General features: G+C 38.4%; 14 protein-coding genes. 8 read left to right on the plus strand and 6 right to left on the minus strand.

Annotated features, from left to right (window positions below; all coding sequences use genetic code 11):
• Window positions 1–3: 3 nt before the first annotated feature.
• Window positions 4–1,455, minus strand: coding sequence for a DUF294 nucleotidyltransferase-like domain-containing protein (locus tag AC04QZ_RS02125; RefSeq protein WP_478356376.1), 1,452 nt, complete (start codon window positions 1,453–1,455; stop codon window positions 4–6).
• Entirely contained in the window at window positions 1,445–2,122 is a 678-nt protein-coding gene (locus tag AC04QZ_RS02130) for a 3'-5' exonuclease (protein ID WP_478356378.1), read from the minus strand. Before AC04QZ_RS02130 ends, AC04QZ_RS02125 begins: the two co-directional genes overlap by 11 nt.
• A gap of 250 nt (window positions 2,123–2,372) precedes the next feature.
• Between AC04QZ_RS02130 and AC04QZ_RS02135 the strand changes: the two genes are divergently transcribed.
• Both AC04QZ_RS02135 and AC04QZ_RS02140 read left to right on the plus strand, forming a co-directional pair.
• A complete protein-coding gene (locus AC04QZ_RS02135; protein ID WP_478356379.1) occupies window positions 2,373–3,662 on the plus strand; it encodes a M16 family metallopeptidase in 1,290 nt (429 codons plus the stop codon).
• Window positions 3,663–3,673: 11 nt separating this feature from the next.
• Window positions 3,674–4,957: a M16 family metallopeptidase gene (locus AC04QZ_RS02140; protein ID WP_478356380.1), complete on the plus strand. Its 1,284-nt coding sequence runs from the start codon at window positions 3,674–3,676 to the stop codon at window positions 4,955–4,957.
• 123 nt (window positions 4,958–5,080) lie between these two features.
• Here the strand turns inward: AC04QZ_RS02140 and AC04QZ_RS02145 are convergent, their stop codons facing one another.
• Genes AC04QZ_RS02145 through AC04QZ_RS02155 form a run of 3 tightly spaced genes read right to left on the minus strand, consistent with a single transcriptional unit; the run spans window position 5,081 to window position 8,954 of the window.
• Complete coding sequence (locus tag AC04QZ_RS02145; RefSeq protein ID WP_478356381.1) at window positions 5,081–5,821, minus strand: MIP/aquaporin family protein; 741 nt, start codon at window positions 5,819–5,821, stop codon at window positions 5,081–5,083.
• 35 nt (window positions 5,822–5,856) lie between these two features.
• Window positions 5,857–7,347, minus strand: a complete 1,491-nt coding sequence (glpK, locus tag AC04QZ_RS02150; RefSeq protein WP_478356382.1) for a glycerol kinase GlpK — start codon at window positions 7,345–7,347, stop codon at window positions 5,857–5,859.
• A gap of 14 nt (window positions 7,348–7,361) precedes the next feature.
• Window positions 7,362–8,954 (minus strand): glycerol-3-phosphate dehydrogenase/oxidase, encoded by a 1,593-nt coding sequence (locus tag AC04QZ_RS02155; protein ID WP_478356383.1) that lies wholly within the window; start codon window positions 8,952–8,954, stop codon window positions 7,362–7,364.
• Between the two features lie 158 nt (window positions 8,955–9,112).
• On the opposite strand from AC04QZ_RS02155, the gene AC04QZ_RS02160 reads away from it, so the two are divergent.
• Both AC04QZ_RS02160 and AC04QZ_RS02165 read left to right on the plus strand, forming a co-directional pair.
• Window positions 9,113–9,877, plus strand: a complete 765-nt coding sequence (locus AC04QZ_RS02160) for a DeoR/GlpR family DNA-binding transcription regulator (RefSeq protein WP_478356384.1) — start codon at window positions 9,113–9,115, stop codon at window positions 9,875–9,877.
• Between the two features lie 44 nt (window positions 9,878–9,921).
• The gene (locus AC04QZ_RS02165) at window positions 9,922–10,311 is read left to right on the plus strand and encodes a response regulator transcription factor (protein WP_086546007.1); all 390 of its coding nucleotides are present in this window, start codon (window positions 9,922–9,924) and stop codon (window positions 10,309–10,311) included.
• 70 nt (window positions 10,312–10,381) lie between these two features.
• On the opposite strand, the gene AC04QZ_RS02170 is transcribed toward AC04QZ_RS02165, so the two are convergent.
• Window positions 10,382–11,059, minus strand: coding sequence for a PglD-related sugar-binding protein (locus AC04QZ_RS02170; protein WP_478356385.1), 678 nt, complete (start codon window positions 11,057–11,059; stop codon window positions 10,382–10,384).
• 718 nt (window positions 11,060–11,777) lie between these two features.
• On the opposite strand from AC04QZ_RS02170, the gene AC04QZ_RS02175 reads away from it, so the two are divergent.
• The 4 genes from AC04QZ_RS02175 to AC04QZ_RS02190 all read left to right on the plus strand — a co-directional run bounded on the left by AC04QZ_RS02175 (window position 11,778) and on the right by AC04QZ_RS02190 (window position 17,037).
• A complete protein-coding gene (locus AC04QZ_RS02175; RefSeq protein ID WP_086546009.1) occupies window positions 11,778–12,536 on the plus strand; it encodes a polysaccharide biosynthesis/export family protein in 759 nt (252 codons plus the stop codon).
• Window positions 12,537–12,557: 21 nt separating this feature from the next.
• Complete coding sequence (locus tag AC04QZ_RS02180) at window positions 12,558–14,846, plus strand: GumC family protein (RefSeq protein ID WP_478356386.1); 2,289 nt, start codon at window positions 12,558–12,560, stop codon at window positions 14,844–14,846.
• Between the two features lie 351 nt (window positions 14,847–15,197).
• Window positions 15,198–15,746 (plus strand): UpxY family transcription antiterminator, encoded by a 549-nt coding sequence (locus AC04QZ_RS02185; protein ID WP_086546011.1) that lies wholly within the window; start codon window positions 15,198–15,200, stop codon window positions 15,744–15,746.
• Window positions 15,739–17,037, plus strand: coding sequence for a nucleotide sugar dehydrogenase (locus AC04QZ_RS02190; protein ID WP_086546012.1), 1,299 nt, complete (start codon window positions 15,739–15,741; stop codon window positions 17,035–17,037). The genes AC04QZ_RS02185 and AC04QZ_RS02190 overlap by 8 nt, the downstream gene beginning before the upstream one ends.
• Window position 17,038 lies beyond the last annotated feature (1 nt).

A 17,038-nucleotide genomic window follows, 5' to 3' on the forward strand; every position in this document is an offset into this window, starting at 1 on the left:
AATTTAACCCAGACTATTGGTAAATTTCATGCGGATGCCGCTTTGGAAGTTTTGGATAATTTTGAAAATTTCGATCAAGGTTACTTTTTCGATTTTAGTTAAACTATCAATTTCAATAAAATTATTCGGCGCTGCCTGATCATTGATAATCAGATTGGCCTGATGTTTTAATCTCAAACCCATCAAATAATAATATGACTGTGAAAGTTCGTTAAACTGCTCTTCACTAAAAACACCTAGTTCCCTGAGCGCTTTTAAACGCTCGCCGGTATTTTCTTTTTGAAAAATCCTGTTCTGTAAAGCATAAACCCTTGCTAAATCTACAATAGGAGTCATGGCTGTTTTAATATCAAATACTTCTTTTTTATGGATTTTTTGCGTTCTGATATTTCTAAAATAGGTGAGCGGTGGCTCATAAAGCAAGGCATTTTTGGCCAGGTATACATAGAATTTTTCGATAGGCTTCTGCAGTTCTTCATCAACAAAAGATCTCAGACTTTCCATAATGGTTAAGTCACCATAAATGGCCCTGCAATCGAAAAATGCGGCAAATTTTACAGCAGCTTCAGGCAAAGCTTCTTCAATCCAGTTTTTATAATTGTATTTCCAGTGCGACAGTGAATGGGTCCAGTTTGGGTTGGTAGCCATATAATCGCCATCGCAGTATACAAAACCAACAAAATTTAGTTTGTCAGAAACCTGTGTAGCCAGGTCTAGAAAATAGGAGCGTACGGCTGCTCTTTTATCTTCTCCGGTATCTTCGTAAATAATGGCATTGTCCTGATCAGTTTTGAGGCTCAGTTCTTTTCGTCCCTCGCTGCCCAAAACCATAAACACAAACTTTGCAGGTGGCGGACCAAGTTTCGCAATTACTTCTTCGATAATTTTAAAAGAAATGGTATCAGCAATGGTCGTTACGACCTCGTTCACAATTTTCGAATGAACACCTCTTGCCAGTAACTGTGCAACAATATTGGGTACCTTTTGCCATTTTAGTTTTAAATCGCTGGTATTTACAGCCGATTTTACAGATTGGATGAAAACCAATGGCGATTCTGCCTGTTCGCTTAAAAGGCGGTTCCTGCTCAGAAAACCAACATAATTACCATTGTCGTTTACCAATAAATATCTGGATTTTTTGCTGAACATCATCAATATCGCCTCATACACATATGCCTCCGGGCTTATGGTGACGATATTGGTATCCATCACTTCATCAATCGGCAAGTTTGGATTCAGTTGTTTAGCAATGACGTTATCCCTTAAAGTAATATCGGTTACGAAACCCAGGTAAACATCCTGATCATTTTTAATAAAAAGACAACTGGTTTTTTGATCTGACATTTTAATTGCCGCCTCGAAAATAGGCGTGCCTGGGCTGCAACTCACTATCTTTTTGAAAGTAATGTCTCCAATGCGGGCGGTATAAATTTGATCGGCTAATTTATCTTCCATTAAAAAGTCCCTGTAAAATTCTTTTAAACGAAAATTCTTTTGTCTTTTTCTGTTCCAGGTTAAAAGTATGCTCCTGATGGTAGGCTGAAGTTAAGGTAATTTTGTCTGTTTTTAAAAGATGAAAGAAAATCTTTGCCGTATTTGATGCATCTGATAAGGCATTGTGGGCATTTTCAGGTATTTCATTAAATAATATGGTGTAAAATTTATCCAGTTTTAAATGACTGATTACGGTATTGGTGATATAGGGTGCACTCGCTTTCATGGTACAGAAAAAAGCAAGATTTTTAAATATGTTTTCCCTTCCAATGCGGTATAATTCAACATTCACCATGTGATAGTCGAGCTCAATGAAATGTCCGATAACCAAGGGCTGGTATTTTTCGATATCTTGAGCAAACTGCAACATCACCTTTTCCTTGTTTTCGCCATGCGTATGCAAATATTCAGGACTAATTTTATGGATTTTTAAGGCCGCTTTATCAATAATGAAATCGGTATTTTTAATGTAGTGATTCTCACGCTTAACTTCCTGGTAAGATTGATCATAAATAATCCAGGCAATTTGGACAATATGCGGCCAGTTCTTTTCTTTAGAATAAGGTGCTGTCCAGTTTTTAGGCAGACCTGAAGTTTCGGTATCAACAACGAGGAAGTATTCTTGCAATTTTAAATGGTTAGCGTTTAAGATTGAACGATTTCAAAGGTAATTAATTAAGAATGTAAACTATAATTATTCCTAAATCCTTCCCCGAAAAGCAATTTATAAATAAAGCGTTATTTATTTGTTAAAGTGAAAGATTTGCAGTTATTTGGTGCCAAAATTTAATTAAAATATGCGCTCTCTATTATTTAGCTCCCTAGCCTGTATATTGTGCCTGAGTTCTGCCTTTGCTCAGCAAAAGCTCGGAGAAAACATGCATTTCAAAAAACTTGACAACGGTTTAGAAGTGCTGGTGGTTGTAGACCGGACTGTGCCATTGGTGACCATCGAAATGGCTTGTAGAAATGGTTCTTTTACCGAAACCGACGAATTTAATGGCTTAAGTCACCTTTACGAACATTTGTTTTTTAAGGCCAATAAAGATTATCCCGATTTCGAACGTTTAAATTCGAGAATGAACGATCTGGATATCAATTCGAATGCCACCACCAGAGAAGAGGTAGTGAATTATTTTTTTACACTTCCGGCTGCTAATTTAAAGCCAGGATTAAGTTTAATGAATTCCTCCATTCGTTATCCAAAATTCATAAAAGAAGATATGGCTTTGGAAAATGAAGTGGTAAATGCTGAATTTACCAGGCACGAATCGAGTCCGATATTTGCTTTGATAGAAGCCAATTCGCGACACATGTGGGGCTCAAATTATTCCCGTAAAAATGTAATCGGCAGTCATGAGGTGATTTTATCGGCTACTCCGTCAAAAATGGATTCCATTAAAAATAAATACTACTGGCCAAATAATGCTGTGCTGGTAATTGCCGGCGATGTTAAAGTAGATGAAGCTTTTAGCTATGTAAATTCTGTTTTCGGAAGCTGGAAACGCTCGCCGGTTGATCCTTTTGTAAAATGGCCAATTCCGGAGTTTAAACCGCTTCAAAAAAACGATTATTATTTTGTCGAATCGAATAAAAGCCCTGTTCCGTTTATGCTTTTTAGCTGGCATGGTCCCGATACCAGGAACGATATTCCAGCTACCTATGCTGCTGATGTTTTTTCTTTCATCGTGAACCAAAACGGTTCTAAAATGAAACAGGCACTTATTAATTCAGGATTGGCGCAACAGGCCGATGTGAATTATTACACGCAAAAATATACCGGGCCAATTAGTTTGATGGTGAGCCCTAATCCGGCAAAAATAAAGGAATGTTATGAGGAAGTGCTGAAGCAGATTTCGCTTTGGGCCAATGAAGATTATTTGTCTGATTTACAGATTGAAAGAGCCAAAAGGTTATTGTCTATCGAACAGGTAGAAAGGAGAGAAGTTACTTCCGATTATGCACATTTACTTTCGTTTTGGTGGGCTTCAGCATCAATTGATTATTATACCCATTACGAAGAAAATGTAAATAAAGTAACCAGGAAGGATTTGCTCGATTATGTACGCAAGTATATTAAAGATAAACCTTATTGTGCTGGCCTGATGATGGATAAAGCAGGGATGAATGAAGTGAAGCCGGCAACATTTTTTAAATCATCTAAATAACCCTACGCTCCATGAAACGATTTATATTTTTAATCAACTTTATTTTAGTTTTTCATCTTGCCAACGCGCAAACCAAAGCCATTTCATTTGATGTGAATGGTTTAAAGGTGATTTTAAAATCTACCCAGAAAGAAACAGTTAGTATGAGCATGTTTTTTAAAGGTGGAGTGATGAATTATAACGCTGAAAGAGCTGGAATTGAAAACCTGGCTTTGGCTGCTGCAGCTACCTGTGGTACTAAAAATTACAGCGTTGTTGATTATCAAGAGTTGGCTGATGAGTACGGAATTGATATTTCTGGTTCATCGAGAACAGACTATGGCACCATTAGCATGGACTGTATTTCCAAGTATCTTGATCAGGGCTGGAAACTTTTTTCAGATGCAGTAATTAATCCGGCCTTTGATAAAACGGAGTTTCAGACGACTAAAGAGCGGATGATTACGGGCATTTATCATAGTCAATCTGATCCTGAAACAAGGATTGAGCAGCTGACCATGGAAAGTATGTTTAAAGATTCGCCTTACAGTATTAATCCTTTGGGTACAAGCAAAACCGTAGGCGGTTTTACCGCGGAAATGGTGAGCAACTATTACCATAACGAATTGTTGAACAAGAATAAAATGTTCTTGGTTGTAGCTGGAAACATTACGAAGGAGGAGTTGGAAAAGAAGATTCAGGCTTCTTTTAGCAGTCTTAAAGGAAAAACCTACACGCCACCCGTTTACGATCGTAAGACTTTAACAGGAGAGCATCTGGTGATAGAACAAAGAGATATTGCGACCAATTACATGAGTTGTATTATGAATGCACCAACCATGACAAATGCCGATTATTATGCATTTGTGCTAACCATTAATGCCTTAAGTGGCAGTATGAATTATGAGCTGAGAACTAAATTGGGTTTATCATATGCGCCGGGTGCAACCGTTAAAGTACAACAGATTCCATATACTTCTATGTTTGTAAGCACCACGCAGCCTAAAAAAGCTTTTAAAGCGATGATTTCGGTTTATAATAATATTAGGGAAGGGAAATATGGAGAGCGTTATCTTGAGGCCTTAAAAAAAGAGCATCGTGACCGCTACTACAGACATCAGGAAAGTGCAAGCTCGATTGTGAAAGATTTAGGTGAAGCTGAAGTGCTGGGCGATTACAGTATTACGGAGAATATGGTCGCCAATTTTAACAAAGTAAGCTTGCAGGATATGAAAGATTCTTTTGCAAAGTATTTAAAAGGTGCCATTTGGATATACCTGGGCGATGAACAAGTAGGCAGAGCTGCTTTTCAGTAGCTCTTTTGGTCGTCATTTCGAGCGAAGTGCAACGCAGCCGAGAAATCTGTTAGATAGATCTCTCTCCCGAACGTTCGGGACTGCACTTCAGTCGAGATGACGACTTTTTCTATTTTATTCGCACTATTTACTAATCAACAAAAATGCAAGGGCAGCTAATACCGAACCAATTATTGGCCCAACAATGGGTACCCAGGCATAACTCCAGTCGCTACTTCCTTTTCCCTTCATTGGGATTAAAAAATGAATAATCCGCGGTCCTAAATCTCTTGCCGGATTTATGGCATATCCGGTGGTTCCACCTAAGGCCAAACCAATTACCCATACTAAAAATGCGACCGGAATGGCACCCATCGAACCTAAGCCAATAGGGGTGGTCACCGTTTCTTTGGTGCCCATACTGGCATCAGTAAAATAAAAGATGACAAATATTAAAACAAAAGTGCCGATAATTTCTGACAACAAATTGGACGAGATATTTCTGATGGCTGGAGCGGTAGCAAAAGGAGCGGCCTTTAACCCCTGATCATCTGTGGCATCGAAATGATCTTTGTATATAAGCCAAACCAGAAAAGATCCGGTCATTGCACCCGCGAGTTGTGCGATAATATAAAACGGAACCAATGCCCAGCTAAAGCCTTTTCCGATGGCAAGTCCGAGGGTTACAATTGGATTTAAGTGCGCTCCGCTGTACGGACCAGCTACCACAACCCCAACAAATACGGCAAGTGCCCAGGCGGTTGTAATGACAATCCATCCGCTATTATTTCCTTTAGTACCTTTAAGCACTACGTTAGCTACTACACCATTTCCTAAAAGAATCATTAGTGCGGTACCAATAAATTCTGCAAGATATACATTCATATAATTAAATTCTTATCCGATTAAAATTTGTTCAATTAGTCTTCTGCGTTTACTCTTGCCGCTTTTATGGCTCTATTCCAGCCCTTTATTCTTTCTGTATTATCAATTCCCTCCTCGGCAACAAAAGTCCTGTTGATTTTCCATTGCGAACGGATCTGATCGATGTTTTTCCAGAAACCTGTGGCTAATCCGGCCAGGTAAGCAGCACCAATAGCGGTTACTTCTGTTACATCTGGTCTGATTACTTTACAATTTAACAGATCGGCCTGAAACTGCATTAATAAATCGTTGGCCGTAGCACCACCATCTACCCTTAATTCGGCAATATTTACGCCTGCATCTGCTTCCATCGCTTTTAAAACATCCATGGTTTGATAGGCAATACTTTCCAGGGCTGCCCTGGCGATATGCGATTTGTTTGTGCCGCGGGTTAACCCGGTGATGGTCCCTCGTGCATGTTGATCCCAGTGTGGGGCGCCTAAGCCTGCAAAAGCAGGAACAACATAAACCCCATCGGTATCTTTTACTTTTTTAGCCAAGGTTTCTACATCTGCCGATTTGGAAATGAGTCCCATTTCATCGCGAAGCCACTGAACAACCGCGCCGCCGATAAAAATACTACCCTCCAAAGCATAGTTTACTTCTCCATTAATCTGCCAGGCGATAGTAGTTAACAGGTTGTTGGCAGAGATTTTTGGCTTCGATCCAATATTCATCAACATAAAACAGCCGGTCCCGTAGGTATTTTTGACCATCCAGGTTTCGGTACACATTTGCCCGAATAAAGCCGATTGCTGATCGCCCGCTATACCTGCAATAGGAATTTTTGCGGCCAGTATACGGCCAGCGGTTTCGCCGTAAACCTCGCTCGACGATTTTACCTCCGGGAGCATGGCTTTTGGAATTGAAAAAAGTTCAAGCAATTCGTCATCCCAGCTTAAGGTGTGGATGTTATAGAGCATTGTTCGCGATGCATTACTGACATCGGTTACATGTTTTTCGCCTGCTGTTAGTTTCCAGATTAACCAGGTATCGATGGTTCCGAAGGCAAGTTTTCCGGCTTCAGCTTTTTCCTTTGCACCGGCAACATTTTCTAAAATCCATCTGGCTTTGGTAGCCGAGAAATAAGAATCTATAATCAGTCCCGTTTTTTCCTGTATTTTACTGGCCAGTCCTTGTGCTTTAATTTCATCGCAATAGGCAGAGGTACGCCTGTCTTGCCAAACAATGGCATTGTAAATCGGTTGTCCGGTTTCTTTATCCCAAACCACAGTGGTTTCGCGCTGATTGGTAATGCCGATAGAATCGATATCACCTACGGTTAAGCCTGCTTTAACAATCACTTCTGTTACAACAGCCAATTGTGTCGACCAGATTTCCATTGGATCGTGTTCTACCCAACCTGCTTTGGGATAAATCTGTGTGAATTCTCGTTGTGCAATGGCAACAATTTCGCCATTGTGGTTAAAAATAATTGCTCTCGAACTTGTGGTTCCCTGATCGATAGACAAGATGTATTTACTCATAATTAGGAATTTGGTTAATTGGCTAAAGCCGATTCGGTTATTTTAGGTGTAGAATGATAAATATAACCATCGGCTAATTTATTAAAAGTTTCGATTTGGTTAGTTTCCCAGTTTTTATCGGCGGATAATTCTTGGGCCAGGAGGGAAGCTACTCTGGGCGCCATATCTTTGGCTGCCTGCGCATTAATAAACAGTATCCTTAATCGTCTGCTTAAAATATCTTCTACCGTTTCGGCCATTTCGTTTCTTGCAGACCAAATCACTTCAGCTTCAGTAAAAGGGAATGCCGGATTTAATTTGTTTCCAAGGCCTGGATCTTGCGCAATTAAAGCTTCAATTTTACTGCAATCGGATCCGTATATAGCTAAATGATGATCTACGGTAGTGGTTGAACTGCCGTGTATACTTAAATTTTGGGTTACACATGCTTTCGATTCTAAACCGCCATGGGTGATGGCCAAATCTACAGTTTCTTCTGCCATTCGGCGGTAGGTCGTCCATTTTCCACCGGTAATGGTTATCAATCCCTTTGCCGAAACAATCAGTTTATGGTCTCTGCTAATTTCTTTCGTACTGTTTCCATCGCCATTAGTAGGAGCAGCCAAAGGACGTAAACCTGAGAATACACTTAAAATATCTTTTTCCAAAGGTTTGCGGTTAAAATAACTCGCCGCAGTACTCATAATAAAATCTACCTCTTCTTTAAGTGCCCTGGGTTCTAAACTGTGTTCGTCTAACGGCGTGTCTGTTGTGCCCACCAACAAATGATCGTGCCATGGAACAGCAAATAAAACACGTCCATCAGAGGTTTTGGGTATCATTAAGGCCGATTCGCTATTTAAAAAACTTTTGTCTAACACCACATGTACACCCTGGCTGGGACGCACCATTTTTTTTGAATTCGGGTTGTTCATTTGAAGGATATCATCCACAAACACACCGGTGGCATTAATCACTATTTTGCCACTATATTTTGCCGTTAAACCAGTGATGGTGTCTTCCGTTTCAATACCCGTAACCTGATCACCACTTTTTAACAAGCCGGTTACCTTTGTGTAATTCAATAATGACGCACCGTTTTCAATAGCGGTTTGTGCAATGTTTATCGCTAAACGGGCATCGTCAAACTTGCCGTCATAATACCTGATGCTTCCTTTTAATCCCTTCTCCTTAATGCCAGGCATCATGGTTAGGGTTTCTTTTTTAGAGAAAAACTTAGATTTGCCAAAGCTATATTTGCCTGCTAACCAATCGTAAAGCGTAAGTCCGGTTAAATATTTTACAACAGAGAACCAATCGTAGCAGGGAATCAGAAATTCTTCTTTATTTACCAGGTGTTTCGCATTTTGTTGTAAAAGCCCACGCTCTTTTAATGCATGTTTAACCAAACCGATATCGCCCTGGGCAAGATAGCGCACACCACCATGTACCAGTTTAGTACTCCTGCTGGATGTTCCTTTGGCAAAATCTGATTGCTCGACGAGTAAAGTTTTAAAACCCCGGCTTGCAGCGTCTAATGCTGTGCCCAAACCTGTAGCACCTCCGCCAATAATAATGAAGTCCCAATTTATGTTTTCTGCGATATGATGCGGGTGTAATCTTTTCATTTAAACCTATAAAAATAATAAAACGAAACAATACGCAATTATAAGAAATCATAATCGAAATAATATAATATGTGTGTTAAAAATTTATTAAATATTTGTTTAAAATATTTTAAAGAATGTTTTTATTGCTAATTTGCAGCACGCTAATTAAATATACTATGATGAATTTGGCTGAGAGGCACCAGTTTATTTTAAGTCGCCTGCAACGTGATCAGTACATAAATGTAGTCGATTTATGTAAGGAATTGAAAGTATCGTCTGTAACAATAAGAAAGGACTTAAAACTACTGGAAGATAAAAGTCTTCTATTTAGAACGCATGGAGGTGCTACTGTAAACAATCCATATACGGTAGATCGACCGGTTAATGAGAAAGAGAAAATCCAATCTACTGAGAAGAATAAAATAGGTATTGCTGCAGCAGGATTGTTAAATGATAACGATTCGATTGTGATTGCATCAGGTACCACAGTGCTGTATTTTGCGAAGAATATTGCGCCAGCAACAAATTTAACAGTGGTTACTTCTGCATTAAATGTAGCACTCGAATTAATGCGCGAGCCCAGTATTGAAGTGATACAATTGGGGGGATTGCTTAGAAAAAGTTCCTCATCGGTAATGGGTGCTTATGCCGAACAGGTATTGCAGGATTTTTATTTCAATAAACTATTTTTAGGTGTTGACGGGATTGATCTTGATTTTGGTTTAACCACTACAAATGCCATGGAGGCACATTTAAACCGTAAAATGATCGGTGTTTCGCAAAAAACAATTGTACTGGCCGATTCTACTAAATTTGGAAAAAGGGGCTTTGGAAAAATATGCGGATTAGAAGAAATTGATCATATTATTACCGATAAAGGAATTTCTGAACAAATTGTTAAACATTTAGAGAGTTTAGGTGTTACTGTTACTATCGTATAGCGAATTCCACGCTAACGGTATATCCCAAACATTATAATTTGAACATGGAAAGAAAACGAATACACATTTTAGAAGATGATCAGGAGATCAGAAACGTTATTGAAATTCTATTAAAAGATGAGGGTTTTGAGTTACAGCTTTCATCATCATTTGCTGAGTTAAAGAAAAATATTCAGGATGCAATGCCTGATCTTTTCTTGCTGGATGTAATGTTGCCAGATGGAAACGGCGCAGAGATTTGTGAAGATTTAAAAACCGATATTTTTACTAAACACATCCCGATTATTGTAATGTCTGCACAGAACAATAGCGAACAAAAAGCTATTGATGCATTTGCGGATGATTATATCAGTAAACCTTTTGATATTTATGATGTTTTGGCGCGTATTAATGCACAGTTAAAACGCAGTACAGAAAACAGAACAAAAGTTTAATTACAATAAGGTTAAATAAAAAAAGGGAAGTCAAAAAATGGCTTCCCTTTTTTATGAATTAAATATTTTCTTAGGTCTGCTTAACATCCTGTGCTTTGTTGAACATGACAAAACGTTTAGAATCGCCTACGCGTTGTGGTACTGTCGCGTTAGAAACAATAGCATAATCTTCAGTATGCTTGTTAATAAAAACACCTGCACCAATAATATTGTGGCCGCCAATGGTAATATCTTCTTTAACAGCGGAGTTAATACCTAAAAAGGAATTATTGCCTATAGTTACATTACCGGCTAATATATTACCAGATAACAGCACATTATTTCCTAAGGTAGAGTGGTGGCCAATCCGGGCACCGATAAGCATACAATTGTTGCCTATGGTTACAAAAGGCTGTATATCGCAGCACTGATCAATAAAAGTATTGTGGCCAAATACCAAATCGGGCCATACATTAGCTTTCGAAGAAATATAATTTGCAAAGCTGTAACCAGTTTCACTTACCTTTTGATATACACTTTCCCTGGCACTGTTTCTACCAATGGCAATATGCATTTTATGGCTATCTGGAGGAAAATCTTTAAGCACCTGTGCGAAGCTTAAAATGGGTAATCCCAATAGTGTATCGCCTGCAGGAGGCACATAGGCATCATCAACACAAAATGCGACAACATTATAATCGCTGTCATTCATAAATGAATAACAGATAAACTCAGCCATTTTTCCAGTTCCATAAATAATAACTTTCATATTTCATTCTTTGTTTTTAGGTTAGTTACGAATTTATACATAAAACAGGCTTTTAAACCCTTTAAAAGCATACTGTACACATATTGCTAATCCAGGTTTACAGCATGCACAGTTGCGCATTTTCTTGCTTTTTAACCCGGTTTAAAGGGATATGGCTTTTATGTTAATCGTTTTATCTGGGCGAATGGCTACCGGCGAACCACTGCAGATGAAATCTCAATACGATGAAGTAAAATGTTAGTTGGCGCTCATTAAAAATATATTGTAAAATATGTTGCACAGAAAGATGCGAAGCGCAACCTGTTGGCTGCTGATGAGAGAAAAATAATCCATCAATCTACAAATTTAAGTTTGTTGATCAGCGGTTTTGCTTTGAAATTTTATAAAAATCATTTTTTACCCCCTATAAAATGTAGTATTAAGCAGCTTTTTTAAATGTTAAAACATTTTCTGATGTTTTTTGAGTTTTCGCCGATAAGTTCTTATTGAAAAACAGGCTTTTTTGAGTGAAAATACAACCAGAAGATTATACATGTTATGCGTTGTAAAATTTACAAATGATGTGCATTTTATGGGCACAGTAGCTAAAATGCTGTGCATGCTGGTCGTATTTTATACAATTTAAATACAACCCCGATCTGCCTATAAAACATTGACGCTTAATTGCATAGCTTAGTTCTCAATAAATCCAAACAAAAAACTAAACATTACTTAAGCTATGAAGAAAGTAATATTATTTATCGCAATATATACAAGCATTATCACCGGATGCGCTCCCAGAAGAGATCTTGTATACTTTAGTAACCTGGCTAAACAAACTAGCGAAGTAAAGCTTCAAGGTCAGGAAGTTAAAATCCAGCAGAACGATCTTTTAAGTGTAAGCATAAACAGCTTAAATCAAGAATCAAATGTATTATTTGCAGTTAATACCCGAAATGCAAGTGCCGACAATAATTATAAAATAGAAGGTTACCGGGTAAGTAAAGACGGAATGATTAACCTGCCCGTTGTAGGCAACGTTCGTTTAGAAGGTTTAACCATTGAGCAGGCACAGGCCACCATCTCGAAAGAGTTAGATAAATACGTTAAAAAACCGGTAGTTGATGTTCAGTTAGTCAATTTTAAGGTAACAGTAATTGGCGAAGTAAACCGGCCATCAACCTTTACCGTACAGGGAGATAATATTAACCTCCTGGAAGCATTAGGAATGGCAGGCGACATGACTGTTTATGGTAAACGGGAAAATATTTTAGTGATCAGACAACAGAATGGTCAAAGGGTGATGAAAAGACTTAATCTGAATAACCAGGATGTGATGGATTCTCCATTCTTCTACCTGAAACAAAACGATGTGGTTTATGTAGAACCCGATAAATCAAAAGCAATTGAATATAGCCCGAATACACGCATAATGCCAGTGGTAATTGCTTCTATATCAGCAGTTGCCGTATTAATCACAGCAGTTCTTCGTCGATAACGTCTCTTAAAACATGATATCATGCTTAAACAAAGTATAAATGGTGGCGCAAAAGATTTTGCAGAAACTATGAACAGGTTTGCCAGAAACTGGCACTATTTCTTAATCAGTATCATTATTTCTATGGCTGCTGTATATGGTTTTCTGTACATCACCCCACCCAAATATAAAGTGAGCAGTACACTATTAATCTCTGATGATAAAAATGGTGCTGCAATGTCTAACAGTACCGCTTTCAGTGATCTTAATATGTTTCAAACGGTTAAAACGGTTGATAATGAAATTGAGATTTTACGGTCAAGAGATTTGATTTTTAAAGTATTGAAAAAACTAAACTTAGAAACAGCTTACTTTAAAAAAGAGGGGATTAGAGAAAAAGAACTTTATGGAAAAACCTCTCCGCTTGTTGTTACCGCCATCAGTTTAAAAAATGGTGCTTATGCCAGGAAAATTAATGTTTCTTATCTGGATGACATTTCTTACATCATTCAGGATAGCCTAAAGACCAATATCGTAAAGTATGGCGATACCATTAGTACTAAAAATTACGCCATTAAAATAAATAAAGGTCCGGCCTTCAAAGCCGAATTTGGTAAAATTAAACTCCAGTTTAAAAACCTGTATAAAATGACAGAGGCTTATAACCTGGTTTCTTTAAAAATAGTTCCGGTGGTTAAAGATGCCAACACCATTACCATTAGTTTGAACGATGTTGTGCCACAACGGGGAATTGATATTCTTAACGATCTGATTGAAACCTATAATATTAATAACGTTAACAATAAAAATACCATTGCCCGCAATACCATTAAATTCATCGATAACCGACTAAAATACCTGGTTGCAGATCTTTCTGGTACGGAGGAGGATGTGGAGAGTTACAAACAGCAAAACCGTGTTACCGATGTAAATATGGATGCGCAGATGAATGCTGCACGCTCAGGACAGTACAATCAGTTATTGGAAGAATCGTCGGTGCAACTGAGGTTATTGCGGTCTATCGAAAATTATTTTAGGGGCAAACAAAGCCAATATAACCTTGCTCCAAGTGCAATGGGCTTAAAAGATCCAATTTTGAATTCATTGATTTCGAAATTTAACGATCTCCAGTTAGAGCGGAACCGGATGTTGCGTACTGCGAATGCTGAGAACCCTTTGGTACTCAACCTTAATGAGCAAATAGCAACCTTAAAAACCAATATTTTAGAAAACCTATCCAGCATTAAACAGGGTTTCGTTATTGAAAGAAACAACCTGAGCTCCAATTATGCTCAATTCGATAATAAAATTAAATCTGTGCCTACCATAGAACGTGGCTTGTTAGAAAGAAGCCGTGAACAAAGCGTAAAATCAGGTTTATATAAATATTTGCTGCAAAAAAGAGAGGAAACGGCTTTATCGCTTTCGGCTACTGTGCCCACCTCTCAAGTGGTAGACAAACCGGCATATAACACTATACCAAACAGCCCTAAGCAACCACTTTTATACCTGTGTGGATTTATTTTCGGCTTTTTTGTTCCGGCCGGAGTAATTTACGCCAAAGGATTTTTCAATAACAAAGTACAAGATGCCAGTACGATTGAGCTTACAGGTGCAAAAATGCTGGGCGAACTTTCTCATAACCTGGATAAAAGTACCATCGTGTTTCAAAAAGATAACCGTTCCACCATCTCAGAGTTATTTAGGTACATCAGAATGAATTTAGGACTGATGTCTAACAATATCGAAAATAAGGTAATGCTGGTTACCTCGAGTATGAAAGGAGAGGGTAAAACATTCTTCAGTGTAAACCTGGCTACTACTTTAGGTATGCTCGATAAAAAAGTGGTTGTATTGGAGTTCGATTTAAGAAAACCTGATCTTTTGAATAAGGTGGGTTTAAAACAAACGATCGGCTTAACCGACTATTTAATCGGCGAGTCTTTGCTAGATGATATTATCAAACCGACCAGTGTTTCTGACAATATTTCGGTTATTGGCTGTGGTCAATCACCTGAAAATCCTGCAGAAGTAATGATGAGTCCTAAAATGGATCTGTTATTTGATGAACTGAAAGATAGGTTTGATTACATCATTATCGATACTTCGCCGGTTGGCCAGGTGGCCGATGCCTTTAGTTTAGCAGAATATGCCGATGTAAGCATTTACCTGGTGCGATACAATTACACCAATAAATACCAGTTGGCCATATTGAAAGATATTTGTGAAAACAATAAACTCAAAAATCCGATGGTCGTTTTTAACGATGCCAAAAGAGAAAAGAGCCAAAAATACAGCTACGGTGGTTACGGTTATGCCATGGCAAACTAAAACTACCACGTTTTAAAAGAGAATACCAATACCCTTTACCAAATAAACGTCCCCAAACGATTTAATTCTGTTTACAAACAATAAAGTGAGGATGCTTAAACTGAGCATCGTATTAAGGCATTATCAGCTTGTAAACTACTCTTAATTAGATTGCCCATTTGCCCCAAAAAGCAAAATAAGATTAAAAAATAAAATTGTCATGTAAGTGATATAGCGAAGCTGTATCCGGCCGACTAAAAAGGCGCTTTAGCAGACAGTTTTAAAGATAATGCCCAATACCTGTCATGTAAGTGATATAGCGAAGCTGTATCAAATGGCCTAGAAAATAAACGATAAACTCATTAAAATAAAATGGAATCTATAATTAACATCAAGCCCTCGTTTGCAAAAAAATGGTTTGTGATTTATACCCGTCCCCGTTGGGAGAAAAAAGTTGACCGTTTGCTGCAAGAGCAAGGTTTCGAATCTTTTTGTCCTGTTCGGAATGTAGAAAATCAATGGGCCGATAGAAAGAAAATCGTTAGTCTTCCACTTTTTACCGGATATGTTTTTGTGAAAATAGATGAGCGGGAAGGCTACAAAATCAGGTATACACTGGGGGTTTTAAACTTCATTAATTACATGGGGAAACCTGCAGTAGTTCGCGATAGTGAGATTGAAAAATTGAAACACATCATGGATACCTACAATGATGTAGATGTAGTGAGTTTAACCGGTGTTTCGAAAGGAGACCGTGTTCGGATCAGTAATGGTCTTTTCCATAACCAGGAAGGAGAGGTGATCCAGATTCAAGGTAAGCATGTTTTAATGTCGTTCGATCATTTAGACTGTGCTTTAGTTACCAGAGTGCCTATAAGCAACTTAACATTAACCGTAAATACACAACAACACTATGTATAACGCTGAAGATAATCTGAAAATGGCCGTAATTGGCCTTGGCTACGTTGGCTTACCATTGGCAGTAGAATTTGCAAAAAAATACAAGGTATTTGGCTTTGATATTAACGAGACCAGGATAGCAGAATTAAAAGCCGGCTACGACAATACACTGGAAGTTAACGAATCTGAATTAAATGAGGTTTTAACATTCGAATGCACAACTTTAAAAGGCCTGTACTGTACCAATGAAATCGAAAAATTACGCAGCTCGTCGGTTTACATTGTTACAGTGCCAACGCCTGTTGATAAAAACAACCGGCCAGATTTAACCCCACTGATTAAAGCGAGTGCAGTTGTCGCTAAAGTTTTAAAGAAAGGAGATATAGTGGTTTATGAATCAACTGTATACCCTGGCGTAACCGAAGATGAATGTGTGCCGATTTTAGAAAAAGGATCAGGTTTGGTTTTCAATAAAGACTTTTTTGCCGGTTATTCTCCGGAACGTATTAATCCTGGAGATAAGCAACATACCGTAGCCAATATCTTAAAAATCACCTCGGGTTCTACACCTGAAGCCGCCGAAAAAATAGATGAGCTCTACCGTTCGGTCATTACCGCAGGAACCTATAAAGCTTCGTCTATTAAAGTGGCCGAAGCAGCTAAAGTAATTGAAAATGCGCAGCGTGATATCAATATCGCTTTTGTAAATGAATTGGCAATGATTTTTAACCAGATCGGTATCGATACTTCAGAAGTTTTAGCCGCGGCCGGAACCAAGTGGAATTTTCTAAATTTTAAGCCAGGTTTAGTTGGCGGGCATTGTATTGGCGTAGATCCTTATTATTTGGCCCAAAAAGCACAAGAAGCTGGTTACCATCCCGAAATTATTTTAGCCGGCCGACGTGTAAACGATGGGATGGGTAAATATGTAGCCGATCAGGTCATCAAAAAAATGATTGCGCAAAACATCCACATCGTAGGAGCAGAAGTACTGGTGTTGGGCTTTACGTTTAAAGAAAACTGTCCGGATGTACGAAATACCAAAGTGATTGATATTGTAAGGCGACTGGAAGAATACAAAGTTAAAGTAACCATCCATGATCCCTGGGCAAATGCCGATCAGGCCAACCATAACTATGGTATTATCTGCGAAAATGGTTCGTCGAAAACCAGAAAGTACGATGGAATTATACTGGCCGTAGCACACGAAGCTTTCAATAATTTAAATATTACAGCATTACGTAAGCCAGCCTGTGTGGTGTACGATATAAAAGCGGTATTGCCACAATCAATGGAAACGGTTCGATTGTAAG

The organism is Pedobacter folensis (assembly GCF_056490665.1).

What these genes read in the sequence shown, in the direction of transcription:
- glpK (WP_478356382.1), bottom strand. Translation starts at nt 7,347, where the DNA reads ATGAGTAAATACATCTTGTCTATCGATCAGGGAACCACAAGTTCGAGA.
- AC04QZ_RS02125 (WP_478356376.1), bottom strand. Translation starts at nt 1,455, where the DNA reads ATGGAAGATAAATTAGCCGATCAAATTTATACCGCCCGCATTGGAGAC.
- AC04QZ_RS02170 (WP_478356385.1), bottom strand. Translation starts at nt 11,059, where the DNA reads ATGAAAGTTATTATTTATGGAACTGGAAAAATGGCTGAGTTTATCTGT.
- AC04QZ_RS02135 (WP_478356379.1), top strand. Translation starts at nt 2,373, where the DNA reads ATGCATTTCAAAAAACTTGACAACGGTTTAGAAGTGCTGGTGGTTGTA.
- AC04QZ_RS02185 (WP_086546011.1), top strand. Translation starts at nt 15,198, where the DNA reads ATGGAATCTATAATTAACATCAAGCCCTCGTTTGCAAAAAAATGGTTT.
- AC04QZ_RS02145 (WP_478356381.1), bottom strand. Translation starts at nt 5,821, where the DNA reads ATGAATGTATATCTTGCAGAATTTATTGGTACCGCACTAATGATTCTT.
- AC04QZ_RS02140 (WP_478356380.1), top strand. Translation starts at nt 3,674, where the DNA reads ATGAAACGATTTATATTTTTAATCAACTTTATTTTAGTTTTTCATCTT.
- AC04QZ_RS02160 (WP_478356384.1), top strand. Translation starts at nt 9,113, where the DNA reads ATGATGAATTTGGCTGAGAGGCACCAGTTTATTTTAAGTCGCCTGCAA.
- AC04QZ_RS02155 (WP_478356383.1), bottom strand. Translation starts at nt 8,954, where the DNA reads ATGAAAAGATTACACCCGCATCATATCGCAGAAAACATAAATTGGGAC.
- AC04QZ_RS02175 (WP_086546009.1), top strand. Translation starts at nt 11,778, where the DNA reads ATGAAGAAAGTAATATTATTTATCGCAATATATACAAGCATTATCACC.
- AC04QZ_RS02190 (WP_086546012.1), top strand. Translation starts at nt 15,739, where the DNA reads ATGTATAACGCTGAAGATAATCTGAAAATGGCCGTAATTGGCCTTGGC.
- AC04QZ_RS02180 (WP_478356386.1), top strand. Translation starts at nt 12,558, where the DNA reads ATGCTTAAACAAAGTATAAATGGTGGCGCAAAAGATTTTGCAGAAACT.
- AC04QZ_RS02165 (WP_086546007.1), top strand. Translation starts at nt 9,922, where the DNA reads ATGGAAAGAAAACGAATACACATTTTAGAAGATGATCAGGAGATCAGA.